Source organism: Paenibacillus faecis (assembly GCF_008084145.1).
Classification (GTDB): domain Bacteria; phylum Bacillota; class Bacilli; order Paenibacillales; family Paenibacillaceae; genus Fontibacillus; species Fontibacillus faecis.
Map to the genome: position 1 here is coordinate 640,926 of NZ_VSDO01000001.1, position 19,223 is coordinate 660,148.

17 protein-coding genes are annotated in these 19,223 nt (G+C 54.7%); all 17 read right to left on the minus strand.

Annotated elements, in window-relative coordinates:
* Positions 1–16: 16 nt before the first annotated feature.
* The 17 genes from cntE to FRY98_RS02995 all read right to left on the minus strand — a co-directional run bounded on the left by cntE (position 17) and on the right by FRY98_RS02995 (position 19,113).
* Positions 17–1,207, minus strand: a complete 1,191-nt coding sequence (gene cntE / locus FRY98_RS02915; RefSeq protein WP_148450244.1) for a staphylopine family metallophore export MFS transporter CntE — start codon at positions 1,205–1,207, stop codon at positions 17–19.
* 46 nt (positions 1,208–1,253) lie between these two features.
* Positions 1,254–1,997 carry an ABC transporter ATP-binding protein gene (locus tag FRY98_RS02920; RefSeq protein WP_148450245.1) on the minus strand — a complete coding sequence of 248 codons (744 nt, stop codon included), beginning with the start codon at positions 1,995–1,997 and terminating at the stop codon, positions 1,254–1,256.
* Positions 1,984–2,811, minus strand: coding sequence for a staphylopine uptake ABC transporter ATP-binding protein CntD (gene cntD, locus FRY98_RS02925; RefSeq protein WP_148450246.1), 828 nt, complete (start codon positions 2,809–2,811; stop codon positions 1,984–1,986). Before cntD ends, FRY98_RS02920 begins: the two co-directional genes overlap by 14 nt.
* On the minus strand, positions 2,811–3,704 hold the full coding sequence (gene cntC / locus FRY98_RS02930; RefSeq protein WP_148450247.1) for a staphylopine uptake ABC transporter permease subunit CntC: 894 nt from the start codon (positions 3,702–3,704) through the stop codon (positions 2,811–2,813). Before cntC ends, cntD begins: the two co-directional genes overlap by 1 nt.
* The gene (opp1B, locus tag FRY98_RS02935) at positions 3,705–4,637 is read right to left on the minus strand and encodes a nickel/cobalt ABC transporter permease (RefSeq protein ID WP_148450248.1); all 933 of its coding nucleotides are present in this window, start codon (positions 4,635–4,637) and stop codon (positions 3,705–3,707) included.
* 14 nt (positions 4,638–4,651) lie between these two features.
* Positions 4,652–6,265 carry a staphylopine-dependent metal ABC transporter substrate-binding lipoprotein gene (gene cntA / locus FRY98_RS02940; RefSeq protein ID WP_148450249.1) on the minus strand — a complete coding sequence of 538 codons (1,614 nt, stop codon included), beginning with the start codon at positions 6,263–6,265 and terminating at the stop codon, positions 4,652–4,654.
* 521 nt (positions 6,266–6,786) lie between these two features.
* On the minus strand, positions 6,787–7,947 hold the full coding sequence (locus tag FRY98_RS02945; RefSeq protein ID WP_148450250.1) for a homocitrate synthase/isopropylmalate synthase family protein: 1,161 nt from the start codon (positions 7,945–7,947) through the stop codon (positions 6,787–6,789).
* Positions 7,948–8,006: 59 nt separating this feature from the next.
* Positions 8,007–8,801: a HesA/MoeB/ThiF family protein gene (locus FRY98_RS02950; RefSeq protein WP_249043317.1), complete on the minus strand. Its 795-nt coding sequence runs from the start codon at positions 8,799–8,801 to the stop codon at positions 8,007–8,009.
* A gap of 32 nt (positions 8,802–8,833) precedes the next feature.
* The gene (locus FRY98_RS02955; RefSeq protein WP_170287006.1) at positions 8,834–9,373 is read right to left on the minus strand and encodes a DUF269 domain-containing protein; all 540 of its coding nucleotides are present in this window, start codon (positions 9,371–9,373) and stop codon (positions 8,834–8,836) included.
* Positions 9,354–9,767, minus strand: a complete 414-nt coding sequence (gene nifX / locus FRY98_RS02960; RefSeq protein ID WP_148450252.1) for a nitrogen fixation protein NifX — start codon at positions 9,765–9,767, stop codon at positions 9,354–9,356. The genes FRY98_RS02955 and nifX overlap by 20 nt, the downstream gene beginning before the upstream one ends.
* The gene (nifN, locus tag FRY98_RS02965; RefSeq protein ID WP_148450253.1) at positions 9,745–11,073 is read right to left on the minus strand and encodes a nitrogenase iron-molybdenum cofactor biosynthesis protein NifN; all 1,329 of its coding nucleotides are present in this window, start codon (positions 11,071–11,073) and stop codon (positions 9,745–9,747) included. Before nifN ends, nifX begins: the two co-directional genes overlap by 23 nt.
* Entirely contained in the window at positions 11,063–12,430 is a 1,368-nt protein-coding gene (gene nifE, locus FRY98_RS02970) for a nitrogenase iron-molybdenum cofactor biosynthesis protein NifE (protein WP_148450254.1), read from the minus strand. Before nifE ends, nifN begins: the two co-directional genes overlap by 11 nt.
* Before the next feature lie 54 nt (positions 12,431–12,484).
* On the minus strand, positions 12,485–14,020 hold the full coding sequence (gene nifK, locus FRY98_RS02975; protein WP_148450255.1) for a nitrogenase molybdenum-iron protein subunit beta: 1,536 nt from the start codon (positions 14,018–14,020) through the stop codon (positions 12,485–12,487).
* Entirely contained in the window at positions 14,017–15,465 is a 1,449-nt protein-coding gene (gene nifD / locus FRY98_RS02980) for a nitrogenase molybdenum-iron protein alpha chain (protein ID WP_148450256.1), read from the minus strand. Before nifD ends, nifK begins: the two co-directional genes overlap by 4 nt.
* A 60-nt stretch (positions 15,466–15,525) precedes the next feature.
* Entirely contained in the window at positions 15,526–16,398 is an 873-nt protein-coding gene (gene nifH, locus FRY98_RS02985; RefSeq protein ID WP_148450257.1) for a nitrogenase iron protein, read from the minus strand.
* A complete protein-coding gene (nifB, locus tag FRY98_RS02990; RefSeq protein ID WP_249043318.1) occupies positions 16,395–17,798 on the minus strand; it encodes a nitrogenase cofactor biosynthesis protein NifB in 1,404 nt (467 codons plus the stop codon). The genes nifH and nifB overlap by 4 nt, the downstream gene beginning before the upstream one ends.
* 616 nt (positions 17,799–18,414) lie before the next feature.
* The gene (locus FRY98_RS02995; RefSeq protein WP_148450258.1) at positions 18,415–19,113 is read right to left on the minus strand and encodes a DUF6033 family protein; all 699 of its coding nucleotides are present in this window, start codon (positions 19,111–19,113) and stop codon (positions 18,415–18,417) included.
* Positions 19,114–19,223: the final 110 nt, after the last annotated feature.

The window sequence follows — 19,223 nt, forward strand, 5'->3', positions numbered from 1 at the left end:
GCGCGGTTCCGGGAGGTCATTTCCCGGAACCGCGTTCTTCTTTTCGCGGACCATAGGCGAACAGGATCAATAACACGCCTACGGCCGAGCAGATCATATACATCATGGAATAGGAAGACAGGTCGGAGACGGGCCCCATCAAGACGCCCCCCAGCGAGACACCGAGATCGGCCATGGCAATGAACAACCCCATCAGCACATTGCGATGGGCCGGTGGCAGCACAAAGGACAAGTATGTCGTCAACTTGGGATACAGCATCGCCTGAGCCAATCCCATCAATACCGCGCCCGAATAGAAAAAGACAGCCCCGCCTGCCGCGGAAATGCTTACGCTCAGAGCGGCTACGGCGAGCGTCAGCATGACTCCCATCACAAAGGAAGCGTGCCATTGGCCGTCCGAAGGAATTTTCTTGCGCAAGGTGAAGCGGGCCAAGACGATTGTTCCGGCTTGCAGCATCAAAAAGACAGCGGCATTTCCGCCCGAAATTTGTCCGGCGTACAGCGGAATGAAGGTCGTCACCGCTCCAAACACAACGGAAGCCGCCAGCATCAGAACACTGCATTTGAATAAATGCGCATTCTTGACCAGTTGCCCGAAGGATTGAAACATGGCGCTCCCCTGGCTTGTCTGCTCCGGATGCTCCCCCTCTTCTCTCGGCTCCATTTTGGCACTGAACCCTACAATCCCCGTCAATACCGCAATGGCAAGCATCACAGTCCCAAACACCCCCGGCGATCCGCCCTGCCATATCCCTAATGCCAGCAAAGGACCGATGACCCCTGGCAAGGAAGCGCACAAGGAATACATGGAGATCCCCTGGGAACGATCCTTGTCCGGCAGCGCATCGATGATGCCCAGCTGCAGTGCCATGGAGAAGAAGGCCGTGCAGACGCCTTGCAGCATGCGGGCTGCGAAATATCCCCCAAGCCCGGTTAATGCATAAAGCAATAAAGCGACCCCATTCAGGATCAGAATGAGACGCAGCATCTTGATCGCCCCGTGCTTTTGAATCACCTGACCCGCCCAAGGCCTGAATAACATCGTCGTAAATAAATAAGCCCCCATAATCACGCCAATCGCCGTGTTGCTTGCACCGAGCGACTCCCCTTTTAGCGGGATGATCACATTCAATATGGAATTGGCGCTGAAATATAACAGGGTTAATAGATATAATCGCAAAAACGGCCAGGAAAGCGCTCCTTTCAATCTCGATCCCTCCATGCTCGTGAATGACTCGATATTTTGTTATGGCTTATGTGATCATCATCCGCAATAAATCCCTGGCATAGGCCGACTGCACGTCTTTTAATCGTTCAATCGGTACGATCTCATCGATCCGCCCGCTTCGTATTAGAATGAGCCGATCGCAAATGTAGGCGGCTGCCTGGATATCATGGGTGATGAAAATATAGCTCATCCCGTAAATTTCCCGTAAATTTTTCAGCAGTTCCAACACCTGGAGTTGAACGGAGCCATCCAGCGAACTTACCGCCTCATCCAGTAAAATCCACCTGGGCTCCGTGGATACGGCCCGTGCAATACACACCCGCTGGGCTTCTCCTCCCGATAATTCATGAGGGTATTTCTTTCGGTAAGCAGCGTCCAGCCCAACTTGTGTCAGGAGAAGGTCCACCTTCTTCCTCATATCCTTTAGTTTCATGTCCGTCAATTTCAGGGGCTCCAGTAAAGCCTGTTCCACGGTATAAAAAGGATGGAGCGAAGAGGTATAGTCCTGGAAGACGGCACTCACGCCGCCCCGTCTCGCTCTGCGCTCCGTAATGCTTCTCCCTTCAAACGAGACGGTGCCTCGATCGGGCTTCTCGATTCCCAGCAGCAGTCGACCCAGCGTGGATTTGCCGCTTCCGCTCTCTCCAATAATGCCAAGGCATTCGCCGGCCTTACATTCAAAGCTGATATCCTCAAGCACTCTCGTACGCTCTCTGGAGAATATTCCCGATTTTTTGTAGGATTTCTCCACGCCTTCAACGATCAGCAAGGTCAACGCCTCCCATCACTTTCGTGAAATGCTCGTGCAACACCCGCTTCGCGGAAACCAACTCCCGGGTATAAGCGTGTCGGGCATTGGAGAACAGAACTTCGGCCGATCCTCGCTCCACGATCTCCCCCTCCTTCATGACGAGGATGTCGTCGGCCAGCTTACCGACCACGCCCAAATCATGGGAGACAAACAACATCGCGCAGCCGATTCTCTCCCGCAGGGCCATCAATTGCTCCACGACCTCGAACTGCGAGACCGTATCCAACGCGGTTGTCGGTTCATCCGCGATAATCAGGTCGGGCTCCAGCATAAGCGCCAAAGCGATCATGATTCGCTGCAGCATGCCGCCGGACAATTGATGCGGGTATTTATGCAACACCCCGATCGGGTCCTTTAACCGGACGCTTTCCATGGCGCTTTTGGCTTTGGCGGTGATCTCGCTTTTGCTCCAGCCGTAATGCCGGGCCAGCGTCTCCGCCACATGTACGCCAATGGGGCGTGAAGGGTCGAAAGCGCTCATCCCGTGCTGCAAAATCATGCAGATTTGCTTTCCCCGGATGTTTCGCATTTCTTTTTCGGACAGCCGGCCCAGCTCCACCCCGTCAAACCGAATATCGCCGGACTGGCGTATCCCGGACTTATTCAAACGCATCACGGCCCGGCATGTGACGGACTTGCCGCTTCCGCTCTCCCCGACGATGGAAAGGCAGCTGCCTGGTCTGACTTGAAATGAACTGTCTCGAACCAGGACGTTGCCGGTTGCTTCATCCCAAACTCGCAAATGCGATACCTCCAAAATATTCTTGCGCATTAAGCCACCTCTTCTCCTTTCCGCTCGACCGCGGAGGGGATTTCCTGCCTTTGAAGCTTCGGTTTGGACACGATCAGTTTAGGATCCAAGGCAACCTGGAGGCCATCGGACAAAAAGTTTACCGCCGTGACGATCACGACGATCGCCAAGCCCGGCGCGAGCATGAGCTCCGGCCTCGTAAACATCACCTCTCTGGCTTCATTCAGCATCATCCCCCACTCCGCGTGCGGCGCCTCGATCCCTAGGCCGAGGAAGGAAAAGCCCGAGATTTGCAAAATCATCGCGCCGAAAGCGCTGCTGGAAGTCACTGCTATATCCGGCAGCGAGACGGGGAGAAGCTGCTTCACGATAATTCTAAAGTTGCCGAAGCCTAAAGCTTTGGAGAATTTAATATAGTCGGACTCGGCATATTGCAGGACCGAGGTCCGGATGACGCGGGCAAACCAGGCCCATTTCATCAGTACAAACGCGATCAATACATTGGTAAGCCCCGCCCCCAAAATGCCGATGACCGCCAGGGACATCACATATCCCGGGAACGAAAGCATCACATCGCAGATTCTCATGATCACGGCATCGGTTTTGCCCCGGAAGTAGCCGGCGATCAGGCCGAGGCCCCCTCCCAAAACGACCGAGATGACTAACGCGACGAACACCCAGAGGACGCTGGGTCGAATGCCGTAAATCAGTCTGGAGAGAATGCACCGCCCCAGATGATCGTTCCCCAGCAGATACCCCCAAGACGGTGAGGCGTAGCGAAGCTCCATCTGGACTTCGTTTGGATCATGCGGCGCAAAGAGAGGAGCAAACAGCCCGGCAGCCACGATAACGAGAATAACCGAAAAAGACAGGGCGGCCAGTTTGTCGTTCCTTATATTTTTGTAAAGATTCAATTAGGGCTCCCTCCTTAACTTCGGGTTTAACGCCGCGTTGATCAGATCCGACAGCGTGTTGAACAGCACGAAAGCCACCGCCAAGACCAGGACGTACGCCTGGATCATCGGAAAATCCCGGCTCAGGATGGAATTCACGGTCAAGGTCCCCAAACCCGGCCAAGCAAACACGTTCTCCACGACGACCGTACTGCCCAGAATGATCGGAACCGCCATGCAAAAGACCGAAACGGCGACCTGCATGGAGTTTCTTAAAATGCGGGCCGTGATCTTTCCTTCCGGCAACCCGCAGGCTCGGGCGTAAAGCACGTAATCTTCATTCAAATTGCTCAGCATGGAACTTCTGACGATCCGAAAATAAATGCCCGCGTAACTGATGACCAGCACGGCTACCGGCAAAATATAACTTTGCGCCGAGTCCATGCCGCTGGTCGGCAGCAAGTCCAGCTTCACGGAGAAATACCAGATCATCAGCGCCGCCAGCCAATAGGAAGGCATCGAGGTCAGAAAGAACGAGATTCCCCGCACCGATTTATCCAGCGCTTTTCCTTCTCGCAGCGCGCAGAGTACGCCCAGTACGATCGAGAACACGATGATGGCGATCACCGAGACCAGCGTCAGCTTCAACGTGTTGAGAAAGGCCGGACCCAGTAAAGACCATACCGGCTTGCCCGTCACGTAAGAGTTGCCGAAGTCCAGTTGAAGACAGGCCGCGAGCCAATCGAAATAACGAACCGCGAAGGGCCGGTTCAAACCGAGGGACGCCTTCGTTTCGGCGATCAGCTCCTCCGTGATTTTCGGCACCCCCTGCGCGTGCAGCACGACCTCCACGGGATCCAAAGGCGAGAGATGGTTTAAGCCAAACGTTAAAAAGGAGATGACCAAAAGCAGAGGGACCGATAGCAGGATTCGTTTGACGATATAGGTAACCATAGCCCGCTCCCCGCCTACTTCGTTTCGAAATACATTTGTTCAAACGGCAGCTCAAACTGCGTCTGTTTAAATGAAACGCCTTGCAAATTGACCGGACCAACGACGGTAATGCTGCCGTTTGTAATCGGGATAAAGACCGCTTCATCATGGACGATCGTCAGAATGTCGGCATACAGCGATTTGCGCGTTTCCTCGTCCGTCGACACCATGACTTGGTCTATTTTTTGGTATAGCTCATCCTTTTGGGCGATTCCGCTCGTTGTATGGTAATAAGAAGCTTCGGAGGTAAAAGCGGACACCGTGCTTTGCGGATCGTATGCAAGTCCCCAGGTTTGGTTGAACAGCAAGTCATATTCTCCCGTCGATCTTCTGTTCGCGATGGAAGAGGATTCCTCCCCGACGAGATCCAGCTGCACACCGATGTTTTTCAGTGTGTTTTGAATCAACTCACCCTGGCTTTTTTGGGACGAGGCATTGACGTCATAGTAAAGCTTCAGGGCAAGCGGGCTTCCGTCTTTCGTCCGAATCCCGCCCTCCGTTTCCTGAATCCAGCCGGCTTCGTCCAACAGCCGTTCGGCCTTTTCCAGGTCATAACCGCGCTGCTTCAACTCCACATCGGCGTAGTTCACGTTCTTGGAAAACAGCGTATCCGCAACCGATTCGGTGCCGCTAAAAATCTGTTGGCTGATCGTCTCTCTGTCGACCGAATACCAGATGGCCTCGCGCACTGCCCGTTCGTGCACCGGGCTCTCCGTATTGCCGCTGTTGGCTACGATCATTTTCGTATTCATCGGCTCGCTTCGAATGACTTGATACTCCCCCGACGCCTGCAGCTGATTCATCGCTTCCACATCGATACTGTCGGCGCCGCGGTCGTCCGTAAATGCAAAGTTCACCTCTCCTTTCCGCAACGCCAAAAGCGTCGTTTCCCCGGCCGGCAGCACCTTCGATGTGATCTTCTTCAACTTGGGGGCGCCGCCCCAATAGTTCACATTGGCTTCGAAGACGGCATATTGATCGGTCTTATGCTCGGTGAGCTTGTAAGGGCCTGTACCGTTGTAGCCGGTAACGCCGTCCTTGGTCTCTCCGTTGATGAAATTCTTGGGCGAGATAAAGACGTAAGGACGGGTCATCGACAGCTCGACCAATGCCGGGTAATACGGCTCGGACAGCACCAATTCGAACGTGTGCTCATCGATCGCCTTCGTGCTTACAATATGGGTCGACAGCTTAATCCAGGAATGCTTGCTCGCGTTTCTTTGCACCGCATCGATATTCATTTTTACCGCCTCCGCGTTAAACGGCTCCCCGTCATGAAAAGTCACGCCCTTCCTTAAGTGAAACGTGTACACTTTCCCGTCCGGGGAGATATCCCAGGATTCGGCCAGCAGCGGTTTGATGCCTTCTTTCGTGTTTTCGACCAACGACTCATACACCATCCCCTGTGCCGGCATGGAGCCCGGATACAAGTGCGGATTCATATCGTTGATATCCTTAGCCGTGGCGTAAATCAGCTCGTTTTGCGGACCGACGGCCGATTTCGCCTTGCCTCCATTTCCGCCGGCGCATCCGGCCAGCAACGCAGTCGATACTATTAAACTAAATAACACGGTCATTCTTTTTTTCATGCGGCTTCCTCCCGTTAATAGCGCTTGCCTCGGATGAACTGCACTGCCCGCTTCCCTATTTCTTTCGGTTTGTTCGTTCACTGAGCGCACAGATCTCCTTAATCGTAATAATTACTATTAAGTTCTTGTAAATTATATCCACTGTTACAATGATCGTCAACCCATAAAATTCCGGAATGAAATGAAACAAGCTCGTAAATCGCTGCATGAGCGATTTACGAGCTAAATGAAGTTGAATGATGGAAGCTAATTCTTCGGTTCAACCTTATGATTAGTTAGACGAAGAAACGCCGGAGGGCAGGGCACTGAATTTACGGGAACTTCTCCCGTTAATTGGGCGCCTCGGGGCTCCAGAGACGAATTAGCTGGAAAAACTCCAGCTAATCCTCCTGGAACCCAGGTTCCTCGGCGATGGAGCGCGAAATAGATGGAACATTTCCAGCTAAATCGTGTCCAAAGTCCAAGAGGAGAAAATTAACTGGAGGTTTTCCCGTTAATAAGTGGTTCGGTGTGTAGACTAATTACCCTCTGGTTTCCATGCTCTGCATGATCTCCTCGTTCCGGAGTTCTTCCCACCAATGCAGCAGTTCTTCCGGCTCCACGTTCCGTTTTTGTTCCCGGGCTTGCCTATGAACTCGCCGCAGCAGCTTTTCCGATGTAAGGGCATCGGCGACGATTCCTTTGCCCGCCAGCACATGCCGGAGGGAGCTTTTCCCCGAGTGGGTGCCGAGGACGATCCGGTGTTCCCGCCCAAGTTCCAACGGATCGAAACTTTGATAGGTTTCGGGATTTTTGGTCAGCCCGTCGACGTGTATTCCGGATTCATGCGAAAAGATCATCGTACCCAAGATCGGTTTGCCCTCCGGGAGACGCCGGCCGGACGCCAATGCCACAGTTTCTCCCAGCGCTTGAAGAAGATCCGCCTTCACCCCGCACTCTCCCCCGTATAGATAGCGCCAGGCCATCACCACTTCCTCCAGCGGAGCATTGCCGGCGCGTTCGCCAAGCCCTGTTGCCGTCGTGCTTGCCCATACCGCTCCCGCTGCCAGACCGCATAATGTATTGGCCGTAGCCAATCCGAAATCATTGTGGCAATGCACCTCCAATTCCACATCCGGCGGTATATCGGCCCTCAACCCCGTTATCGCATCCCCCATGCTCGCCGGATGATGTAGGGAGAGCGTGTCCGCATACCGGAACCTCTTAATGCCAAATTCCCGGTACAAGAGAATAATCAGTTCTTTCAAAAAAAGCGGGTCACCGCGCGATGCGTCCTCCATGCCGACCGATACGGTCATATTTAGGTTCCTGGCGTATTCCGCGGCCTTCAGGACCCGGTACAAAGCTTCCCGGCCGGACCAGCCCAGCTTGGAGTTCAACTGCACCGGGGAGACCGGGATGGAGAGATGGCACCAGGAGACTCCGGTCTCCCTGGCTTTATCGATATCCTGCGGCAGAGCCCGGTTCCAGGTCAACAGCTTGACCGGCAGCTCAAGTTCCGCCATCGCGGCGATATGACGCTGTTCCTCCTTGCCCATGGCCGGGATGCCCACTTCTGCCTGCTCCACGCCGCATTCGGCCATCAGGGAAAGGATGTTCAGTTTCTCCCTGAGCGTAAAGGACACTCCGGCCGATTGTTCCCCATCCCGAAGCGTCGTATCGCAAATGTGCAATTTTTTCACGATCTCCCCTCCTTTCTCCGAAAGCCGGTTCAACCGCCGCTCCCATGTATTTTTCTGGCTTACTTCCCCTGGCAGCAACCCTTATCCGAATTAGCGCATCTCTCACTCGTCGCATTTCCGCAGCACTCGCACCCTGCACTTCGCTTCACCTTAAAGCAGAAGCTCCGCATATTCAGCGTATTTATGCGGTGCATGACGCCAAGCGCCGGTTCTCCGACCCCGGTGATCCACTTTATGGCTTCCATCGCAGCCAGACACCCCGCGATACCGGAGGTCGCCCCCAGCACCGGAAACCCGAAAGGCTCCCATTCCGGGCAACCTTCGGGATAAATGCAGGCGAGACACGGCGTTATCCCCGGAACAATCGTCGTTAACGACACTTCAAAGCCATACATCGCCGCCTCCACCATCGGTTTGCCGCAATCGACGCAAAGCCGGTTCAATTCATACCGCTCCGGGAAATCATAGCGGGCGTCAATTACGATATCCGCCGCTTCGACCCAAGGCTTTGCGGTGCCATACTCGATTTTTACCGGATAGCCCTCGAGCTTCACATGCGGATTTACCCGGCGGAGCTGCTCCAGCGCCGTATCGATCCTCGGTTCACCGATCCGTGAGGAATCCATCAGGATTTGCCGGTTCATATCCGGCGGCCGGATGATTCCTTCGTGAGCGAGAATCAGCTTTCCGACGCCGGCGGCCGCCAAATAGACAGCCGCCGTTCCTCCCAGCCCGCCGATGCCCGCGATCATCACCGTCGCCAGCCCCAGCTTCCGCTGTCCTTCTGCCCCCAGCAATTCAAGCTGCCGGGCAAACCGTTCTTTTTCGGCCCCGGCCAACCTATTTCCCATCATGGAATCACCGTCTTTCGTTGCCATTCGCCGTACTAAGAGAACGGAGACAATTGCAATTGCCTGAACCTCTCCCGGTTTTTAAGCCCTTCGCGGATACAGGAAATGCCGTAGAGCCGCAGTTTGTCATGCTCCGCAAACGGAAACGGAACGCCTCCGCGAATGCTGTGGACCACCAGCACCGTCCGCCCGGAATAAACGAGCGCACGGCCGAACCCTTCCTCATTCATTTCCACCATGCTCTGAACGAGATCTCCGCTTACCTTTTCCAAGGAGGCGGCGACCGCTTGAAAGAGTACCGACACCTGGGTCCGCAAGACAGGTAAGATACGGCAGCCGGACATCAACTCCGTTTTTTGTGCGGGGGTGCAGAGAAAAAGCTTGCTGATCCGCTCGTTCCGGGACAAATCGGCATATTTTCCCCACGGATCAGATAATTGGAGAGAACGGTCCAGGTTCGACATAAACACGTCCCCTAGGCTTTCCTCGTCCCATTCTCTCCGGGCTCCCTCCCGAGCTGCGGCCTTCCCGCATTCCGCCATGACATGCCCTGAATTAGCGGCCCGCTCTGCCATTTTGTTTCTCTCCTTCCTCCAAAGCCTCTTCTTCATTAAAGATTTTGGCCAACCACAGCGGGGGAGTCCCCCGCAGCATTTCCTGTAAACGCCTGAGCTGCCCCTCGATGCTGCTACCTCCGGGCACCTTGACCGGCATAATCTTCTTGCGGGTTACGCGGGCTGCCGCCGAAGCGCCGATCTGCATCAAGAACACCAACGCGCAATCCTCCACTGCCGCGATCCGCGCCGCGATCTTGCCGTGTTCATCCTGCCCGCTGTCCGTGGGGATCCGCCGTATCTCCAATAGCTCCACCGCACCCGACCTGGTCATTTTGTAAATCGCGAACTGCAAACTTTGACCGAAATGGGCATTCACCGTCAAGCCGTCATCACTGGTGAAAGCGATCTTCATGACGATCCTCCTTCCTTCGAATCAGCAGATTGCCGGCCCGGTTCACAAGGTCCATCGCGCCCCGGTAGCCAACGCTTACGCTCATATAGGATCCCAGTTCGTCGACGACCGGAAATCCGGCGGCCATGAAAGCGGACTTCATACGCCTTGCCCCTTTTCTTCCGTGGCCGTTGCTGATCCAGAGGTCGGCCCCCCAGCCCAAGGTTTCGGCATCGTCCAGATCGCCGATCCACACCTCTTGCTCCGCTTCCTTCAACAAAGGGGTTTCGCACGGCGCGACCAGAGCCTTGATCTTCACGCCCATCTCCCCGAGCCAGGCCGTCATCGACTGCGCGTGGTCCGGCTCCAGCGCGACGACCGCCGAAACGCCCGCATAATGGAAATGGGCGTCCAGCATACTGTCGAGCAGGTTCTCGCGCTGCCATCGATACCGCAGTGGTACGGGTATCCCGCTTAGTTGCTGCAGGAATGAAATCAGCTCGTCGGCGGCGGCGAGCCCGTGCATTCCGTGAATTACTTTATAAGGAATACCGGCGGCATGCTGCAGTCTTCTTGCCGGCCGCTCCATACTGGCTCCCATGGCGATCGTATAACGGGAACGAAGCATCTGCTTTAAAGCGTCCAGCGGCACGCCGCCCCGGGTCAGCGGGGAGAAGCCTGTCAGCAGATGGCCGGACAGCGAGGTCGACAGATCCGGAAGCGTAATGACTTCAAACCCGAAATCGCCAAGGATTTCCCTTAACTCCATCACATCGCCTGGAGTCAGGCATGGCCCCGGAAGCAAGTTGACCTGACCGGTGAGGGGTTTGCCGGGAGGTTTGCCGCTTTGTCCCTGGATGACCGCGTCGATGATACCTTCAACGACCGCGCTATACCCCGTCTCCAGCGATCCTCCTCCGAAATCGGGCAGCGTCACGGGGACAATGAGGCACTCGCGGGGAGCGCGTTCGCGGATATATTTTTTCACGCACGCCGTGTAGTCGGTTCCGGATACATCCGTAAGCTCCGTACCGATGACCGTGATCAGATCGGGACGATGCTTGGCAATTACGGTGTTCAGCGCCTCCTCCAGGTTGCGGTCCGCGTCAAAAATAACATCCATCTCCTGGAGCGCCGAGGTCTGAACCGCGATAGGTTCGCGAAAATGACGGGTGAGCAGCGATTTGGAAAACGCCGAACAGCCTTGAGCCCCATGAAGAAGCGCGGTCGCGCGGTAGCAGCCTTGCACGGCAAGCACCCCGCCGAGAGAAGGACCGATCGTCAGGGGATTCACCGCGACCGGTTTTGCCGTTCGCTTAACGCTCATAAGCCTCCCCCGCCTCCTCCCACGGTGCCGCTCGCTCCGCCAGCTTCCACACCGGATGCTGCAAAGCGTGCCGGATTTGCTCGGCGAGCCGCAATAATCCGTCGTATCCCGCATAGGCCGTATGCCGTTCCTGATTGATGTCCACGAACGGAATCCGTTCCTTCAGCGAGACATACATATTTCGGCCGCCCGCGATGATCATGTCCGCTTTCCGGTCCTTGACCGCTTTCAAAATCCGCTTGGCTCCGCCCTCCGCGATGAACTCCGCGTTCTCCCCGATCCGGTCCACGATCCGTCCCACATCCTCGGCCGTACTTTTATTCGTTCCCACGCCGACGACTGAAATGCCGAGCTCGTTTAATGCCGAAATCACGGACCAGCTTTTTACACCGCCCGTATACAATACCGCCTTCTTCCCCTTGAAAAGCCTGCGGTATGGCTTCAACTCCTCCGCCACCCTCGCTTCCTCGCGTTCCACGAGGCGGTCCACCTTCAGCTCCGTGTCCCGGTCGTTCAGCAAATAAGCCATTTGGCGCAAAGAATAACTGGTTTCCTTTGCGCCATAGAAAGAGCCCTCAAAAAATGGAATCCCATACGATTGTTCCATGCGCTTCGCCAGTCCCAGCAACGCCCGGCTGCAAACGACCATATTGACCCTGGCCCGGTGAGCCCGGCCGATTTCTTTGAACCGGCCGTCGCCCGTAATTCTGGACCGGATCGATAAGCCCGCCCGGTTCATCAACTTTTCGATCTCCCACATTTCGCCGGCAATGTTATACTCGCCGAGCAAATTGACGCCGGATGGCGGCAACGTGTCATCCAGCTCGCTCCGGCCGATCACGTACTGCATCAGCGCTTCTCCCGCCAGCCGGTTCCCCAGATTTTTGCTCCCGATAAATCCGGGACTGTTGACGGGGATGACCGGCAGCCCCAACCGGCTTGTCGCCTCGCCGCAAACGGCGTCCAAATCTTCGCCGATCAGCGCGGTAACGCAGGTCGCATACACAAATATGGCGGGCGGAGCGAACCGCTCCGCGATATAATCGATGCCGGCCGCCAGCTTGCCTTCGGCACCGAAGATTATGTCCCGTTCGCTGAGCGCCGTGCCGAATCCGTAATCCGACAGCCGGGGACCGCTGGACAAGCTTCCCCGGCTCTCCCAGCTGTTTGCGATGCAAGCCGCGGGCCCGTGTACCAAATGGGCGGCATCGGCAATCGGCAGCAGCGTGATTTGCGCCCCGTCAAAAGCGCAGCCTCCGGCGGATTCTCCCGGTTTTGGACGCGGACAGGCTTGGGATTTCGGGTATAGGTTCAAACAATTCGTATCGTGCGCAGGTATTTTTGAGGTCGCCTCCATCCTTCCCCACTCCCCTGATTCCAAGTTGGTCAAGCTTGCTTGCCTAACGAACCTTTATCTCACCAAATCAAAGCCGTATTCCGGCGCGCGGTCATCCAATTGCTGAAGCACCGTATTCACGATCAGACAGAGCACGTTAAGGGTTCCCTGATACCCGATAATCGGGTAACGATGCATATGGTGCCGGTCAAAGACCGGAAATCCCAGCCGCACCAGCGGGATATCCGCATCTTTAGCCGCGTATTTCAAGTGCGAGCTTCCGATCGCCAAATCCACCGGATCGCTGATCAGCAAAGACCGCATATGCCATAAATCGCGTCCGATATGCACAGTTCCCTCTTCTCCATACGGACTGGACGCCAGCAATTGTTCCGCTTCCTGTTGGAATTCCTTGTCCCCATTCGTACAGACGATGTGTACCGGCTCCATCCCCACCTCCAGGCAAAAACCGATAAGTCCGAGCAGCAGATCGGGATCTCCGGCCATGGCTACCCTTTTTCCGTGCAAATAATTGTGGGAATCGGTCATGGCATCGACGATTCGCCCCCGTTCGTTGGCGAGCTCTTTCGGCACCTCCAAGCCCGTGAGCCGGGAAATCTCCCGAATGAGCCGGTCCGTGGCGGCGATGCCGATCGGTGTCGGCATGGAGACGACCCGCTGCCCCCAGCCGCTTTCGATATATTCCAGACTTTTCTTTACCGCATATTTTTGCAGCGAAAGGGTTCCCTGAGCCTTGGCCGCCCTCGGCACATCGGACAGCTTGGTCCCTCCATAGTAATATCCGTATTCCCCCGCTGCCGGCGAATCGAAATTGCCGCTGTGATCGCCAAGGATCGTATACCCGCTGCCAAAAAAACCGAGAACCCTCCTCAGTTCGGCAAAATTGCCGGTGTAAGGTTCAAATCCGAGCAACACATTCAATGGGGGGGAATCCGCCTTAGGCACATTCGGGTCCCCTTCGCTGCGATCGTACAAGTAGCTCAGAATCGACTTCAGCATCGCGTCATAGCCCGTAATATGCGAACCGACGAAGCTTGGCGTATTCGCATAAGGAACGGGGACATCCTTGGCGATCACACCTTCCTGACGGGCGGTTTCGATGAAAGCGTTCAGGTCGTCGCCGATCACTTCCGCCATGCAGGTCGTGGACACGGCGATCATCTCGGGCTTATACAGCGCCATGCTGTTTTCCAGGCCTTCGATCAGGTTTCTCATACCGCCGAACACCGCGCCGTCCTCGGTCATGGAAGAGGACACCGCCGGCACCGGCTCCTTAAAATGCCGTGATAGATGGCTGCGGAAATACGCCGTGCATCCTTGAGAACCGTGCAGAAAAGGCAGCGTCTTCTCGAATCCGAGCGCGGCCATCACCGCGCCGAGCGGTTGGCACGCCTTGGCCGGATTCACGACCAGGGAGCTTCTCGCGAAATTTTTATCCTTGTAGGCGTCGGTTCTGGAGTAAGCTGCGGCCTCTTCCACCTCGGCCTGGGTGCACGGGGCTTCAAAAGTTTTTTTCCGCTCCAGGAGTTCCTTGTACTCCTCTTTTTGAAACAGATCATTGAAATCTTGAATTTCCCGCTCCACACTCATACGCCCACCGCCTCTTCTTGCGGATGCCCCAGCAGTTTCCACACCGGACTGTTAACGGTCATATCCATATCTTTCGCAAACACTTTAAAACCGTCGAAACCGTGATACGGTCCGCTGTAATCCCAGGAATGCATTTGACGAAACGGGATACCCATCTTATGGTATACGTATTTCTCTTTGACGCCGGCCCCCATCAGATCGACGCCCAGCTTCTGAGCCAGTTCCTCCAGTTCGTACGCGGAAGGATCGTCGTAAATGATCGTGCCTTCCTTCAACTCGGGAAAAGTCCGGACGTAATCGTCTTTGTGGCCGAATTCATACCCGGCCGCCACGATTTCCATCCCGAGGTCCTCATAAGCGCCGATCGTATGGCGGGGACGGAGTCCGCCAATCAGGAGCATCACCTTTTTACCTTCCAGGCGAGGCCGGTATTTGCGGATGATCGCGTCCATTTGTACCTGGTATTTGGCGATCATTTTCTCGCAATTGTCGCGGATTTGATCGTCGAACCGGTCCGCGATCGCCCGCAGACTCTCGATCGTTTTGGTCGGTCCGAAGAAATTGTACTCCATCCACGGTACACCGTACTCGCGCTCCATGGTCGTGCACATGTAGTTCATCGAACGGAAACAATGAATCAGATTCAGCTTCGATTTATGGGCGATCGCCAGCTCGTTGAGGGATCCGTCTCCGGACCACTGCGCGACCACCCGAAGGCCCATCTCCTCCAGCAAAATCCGGGATGCCCAGGCGTCCCCGCCGATATTGTAATCGCCGATAATGCTGACATCGTAGGGGCCGCTCTCCTCAAGTTCCCGGCGTCCCATCAGGAAGTCGCGAATCGCATCGTTGGCGATATGATGTCCCAGCGACTGGCTCACCCCGCGAAAACCTTCGCAGCGGACAGGGATGATCGGAATCCCGATTTCCGCGGACATCTTTTTGGCCACCGCCTCGATGTCGTCTCCGATCAGCCCTACCGGGCATTCCGACTGAATCGAGATGCCTTTCGCCAACGGAAACATCTCCTTGATCTCCCGGCAGATCTCCTCCAGCTTTTTGTCTCCGCCAAACACGATATCCTTCTCCTGAAAATCGCTCGTGATTTGCATGGCCGTAAAATTGTCGATCCCAAGCGCCCCGCCGGCGTAATTCCGCCGGGTGCCCCAGCTATATTGACCGCAGCCGACCGGTCCATGGCTGATATGAACCATGTCCTTGATCGGCCCCCACACTACGCCTTTGGAACCGGCATAAGCGCAGCCCCGGACCGTCATGACCCCCGGGCGGGATTTCATATTGGATTTGATGGCGCATTTGCCGCAGTTGATCAAATTCTCGTCATTGATTTCGTAATGCCTGCTTCGATCCTTCCTCGCCTTATCGGGATAGGCTTCCAGGATGTCATCGATCAGGCTCTGTTTGCCGCCGAGGTCCGTACTCATCTTTTCCCCTCCCTGTCAAGTTTGCCAATGAATTCGCGATCCGGCTTCCGTTATTCCGGTTTAAACCGCTTTTTGCTGACCGTTCAGTTTTTTGAGCTGGGTCTCTTCATCCTCGATCACGCCGAAGTTGATGAGCAGATCCTCCAGCTCCTCCATGGAAATAGGTGTCGGAATCGTCAGCATGTCATTGTGCAAAATTTTGCCCGCCAAAATTTCATATTCATTCGCCTGCGCATGCTCCGGCGCATATTGGGCCACCGTCATTCGGCGAAGCTCGGCATGCTGCACGACGTTGTTCCGCGGCAGGAAATGAATCATTTGCGTGTTCAGGCGCCGGGCCAGTTCCGTAATAAGTTCATCTTCCCGGTCGGTATTCCGGCTGTTGCAGATCAATCCGCCGAGGCGAACCCCGCCGCTGTTGGCATATTTGAGAATGCCGCGGGCGATATTGTTCGCGGCGTACATGGCCATCATTTCGCCGGAGCAAACAATGTAGATTTCCTGCGCCTTATTCTCGCGGATCGGCATCGCAAACCCGCCGCAAACGACGTCGCCCAGTACGTCATAGGATACGAAATCCAGTCCGTCATAGGCCCCTTCCTGCTCCAGAAAGTTGATCGCCGTAATGATGCCTCTGCCCGCGCAGCCTACGCCCGGCTCCGGTCCGCCGCATTCCACGCAGGCGATGTCTCCGAACCCTTGCTGCACCACATCCTCCAGTTCCAGATCCTCGACCGTCCCTCGTTCAGCGGCGAGGTGGAGCACGGTTTGCTGCGCCTTCGTATTCAGAATCAACCGGGTCGAGTCCGCCTTCGGATCGCAGCCGACAATCATCGTCTTCTGGCCGAATTTGGTGGCCAGTTGGGCCAACGTATTTTGCGAAGTCGTCGATTTACCGATGCCGCCTTTTCCGTAAAAAGCGATTTGCCTCATGTTACATCATCCTTTCGAAATAAGTTGTTTTGAAAGTAATAGCTATATCTGAAACTCTCGAGAATAAGCTGCTCCACGTCCCCGCTTCGCACGATCGGCACGATGCCGGCTCGTTGCAGCTGCTTCCGGGGATGATCGCCGATTCCGGAACAAAGTAAAATTTGGCAGTCCTTCAGGATGGAGCCGATCTCCCGCAGCGTTGCTTCCTTGTCGCCGTTGCACTCCGCGCGCCCGTGACAGTAGGATTGGACTTTCCGTACGCCCAGCAGGCTGACGGTCTGCCCGTCACTCTCGTAAACTAAAAACTCCCGGGCATGGCCAAAATGCAGATTCACTTTCCCCGAGCCCCTGGTAGCAACCGCCACTCGGATTACAAATCGCCGGGCTGACGAGGCTTCCGATATCTCCGCGGACGAACCATTCCGTTCCTCCCTCCTTAACCGCCGCTGCCTGATCTTCTCCTCTAGTTGGGTTTGCAGTTGCTCTCTCGCTTCCAAGTTCAGGGGAGGCGCCTGCTCAATGTTCTCCCAAGTGAAATCCGCGCTCCGGTCCTGGCCAAGCAGCCCGATGGCGTCGGCGCGGCACTGACGGCAGTGCCGCATGATCTTCATCCCCTCCCGTCCGCAGCTCTCCTGAAGGGCATGCAGTTCCTTGGGCCGGGGAGCCCGCTGTCCCTCTTGCTCGTATTGACTGCCCGGCGCGACGATAAGCGGCGTTACATTGTGAAGGGCCGCGCCCAGCGACTTCACGGCTTTGGACACCTCCGGGAGATGGGCATCGTTGACCCCCGGGATCAATACGGAATTGATTTTGCATAACACCCCCCGCTCGCTTAAGGCTTTCAGGCCGGCTAATTGTCGAGAAATCAGCAATTCCGCGGCTTCTTTCCCTTCATACCGGACACCATTCTCTACCACCCAGGCATAAACCCTGCTGCCGATCTTGGGATCAATCGCGTTAATGGTAAGGGTCACATGCTTGATCCCCAATTCCTCGATTTCATCCAAATGCTGAAGCAGCGTCAATCCGTTGGTGCTAAGGCACAGGTTTACGCCGGGCACGCTGGACCTGATCTTGCGGAACGTTTCAAAAGTCCGGTCCGCGTTCGCGAGCGGATCGCCGGGGCCGGCAATCCCGACGACGGATAGCTGCATCAGTTGAGCTGCGACTCCTTTGACCTTTTTGTCCGCCTGCTCCGGCGATAGCACTTCGCTTACGACGCCGGGGCGGCTCTCGTTGACACAGTCGAACTTCCGGTTGCAGTATCTGCACTGAATGTTGCAAGCCGGAGCCACGGGAAGATGCATTCGTGCGAAATAACGATGGGCTTCTTCGCTGTAACAGGGGTGGCGGCTAACTTCTTCCATTACATTGGAGCCGCTGCATCTTCCGGATTCCACGCTTCGTTCCCTCCCTTCTCCTGTCCTCTCATTTTTCACCGATGTCAGGTTTTGGTTTACTTCCTTGTATCGAATTACTTTTATTTACATTCATAATATTTACAAGCAAATTTTACGTCAATTAACTTCCCATAACTTTTCCCTTTATTCCGCCTTAGTTTTCAATTTTGTCAATTTGTATGTTATATAATATGACATATACATCACTTGGAAGCGATTGCTAATATGCGAAATAAGCGCCGTGGCGACCGTTAGAATTGGAAGTCGGCGTTTTTCAGGGCAAATAACGGCTGTGGCAACCGTTAGCGTAATTTTCGTCTTTCTTGCAAGGCTGCTCATACGACGGCGATCTGTGTTCATGAAATTCCTGCGGATTTGCAAGAATTCATCTAGGCCAGTGAGCCGGCAGGATGGGCACCGGAGATCCAACGGCTGCCACAGCCGTTAGATCACGTAAAATGACCACACCTAGCTATAAGCTATCCTGAACCCCCCAGTCGAACTGGAGGTTTTCTTATACAAAAAGTAAAAGGGGCTGTCCCCAAGAGGACAACCCTTTTTTATCATAATCCGACGAGATCACGAAGTTTTCAAAAGCTCTTTTGATCCGGTCGGACTAATTCAAATTGATTTCATTAAGTTTCTTTGCCCGCAAAAGAAAGTTCTGCCGCACCCAATCCTGAGTAGTCATGGCTCCGGAAGAGGAAGAAAGCAACGGATTAACCGCTTGAGAAGGTAACGAATATGTAAAATACGACGGAACAACAGATCCTGATTCCTCAAGTTTTTCAGCGGCTTGCCGAGCTTTTTCCGCGTTTTCTTTTTGCTTCTCCGCTTCGATTTTCTTGCCTTTTTCCACTTCCTCCGGCGATGTTTCGCTAGCGGACCATATGGTATATGTGCCGTCTGGATGAATAATCAAACTGCGGCCGACTAATTTCACTCCCCCGAATAGTTCCATATTTTCGAACGCTGCTCGATCCTCATTGGTGTAATAATTTATGTACCCATATATCTTTTCTTTCAGCACAGGATCAACCTTCATGGTCTCTAAAATATTCGGTGCTATCACCACATCTTGCAAGCTGCCGCTTGCGCCACGTCTTACAACTTCTTTTTCATTCCTTGGAATCGTCTCGACTCCGACAGAAAGACCGTACTTCTTTGAAATGGCTTCAACCTCACTTTCGGTTGCGGTGAAAGCAGTCAATGTTTTGTTAAAAACAACCGAGGATGAATCAGCAGTCGCTTTATTTTTTTGTTGTGTAGGGCGTGTCAGGGGAATAATATTCGTTGCCGGTAAAGTAATACTCATCGAACAAACCTCCAACAGATTAATTTACTTTACTTCATCGGTTAATGAACAGATTTATGAATAGCTTTTTGGAAAATTTATCATTTTTCACAAAAAAATCACTTTCGCTC

What these genes read in the sequence shown, in the direction of transcription:
- cntD (WP_148450246.1), bottom strand. Translation starts at nt 2,811, where the DNA reads ATGCGCAAGAATATTTTGGAGGTATCGCATTTGCGAGTTTGGGATGAA.
- opp1B (WP_148450248.1), bottom strand. Translation starts at nt 4,637, where the DNA reads ATGGTTACCTATATCGTCAAACGAATCCTGCTATCGGTCCCTCTGCTT.
- cntA (WP_148450249.1), bottom strand. Translation starts at nt 6,265, where the DNA reads ATGAAAAAAAGAATGACCGTGTTATTTAGTTTAATAGTATCGACTGCG.
- FRY98_RS02950 (WP_249043317.1), bottom strand. Translation starts at nt 8,801, where the DNA reads ATGATGGGAAATAGGTTGGCCGGGGCCGAAAAAGAACGGTTTGCCCGG.
- FRY98_RS02955 (WP_170287006.1), bottom strand. Translation starts at nt 9,373, where the DNA reads ATGGCAGAGCGGGCCGCTAATTCAGGGCATGTCATGGCGGAATGCGGG.
- nifX (WP_148450252.1), bottom strand. Translation starts at nt 9,767, where the DNA reads ATGAAGATCGCTTTCACCAGTGATGACGGCTTGACGGTGAATGCCCAT.
- nifN (WP_148450253.1), bottom strand. Translation starts at nt 11,073, where the DNA reads ATGAGCGTTAAGCGAACGGCAAAACCGGTCGCGGTGAATCCCCTGACG.
- nifE (WP_148450254.1), bottom strand. Translation starts at nt 12,430, where the DNA reads ATGGAGGCGACCTCAAAAATACCTGCGCACGATACGAATTGTTTGAAC.
- nifK (WP_148450255.1), bottom strand. Translation starts at nt 14,020, where the DNA reads ATGAGTGTGGAGCGGGAAATTCAAGATTTCAATGATCTGTTTCAAAAA.
- nifD (WP_148450256.1), bottom strand. Translation starts at nt 15,465, where the DNA reads ATGAGTACGGACCTCGGCGGCAAACAGAGCCTGATCGATGACATCCTG.
- nifH (WP_148450257.1), bottom strand. Translation starts at nt 16,398, where the DNA reads ATGAGGCAAATCGCTTTTTACGGAAAAGGCGGCATCGGTAAATCGACG.
- FRY98_RS02995 (WP_148450258.1), bottom strand. Translation starts at nt 19,113, where the DNA reads ATGAGTATTACTTTACCGGCAACGAATATTATTCCCCTGACACGCCCT.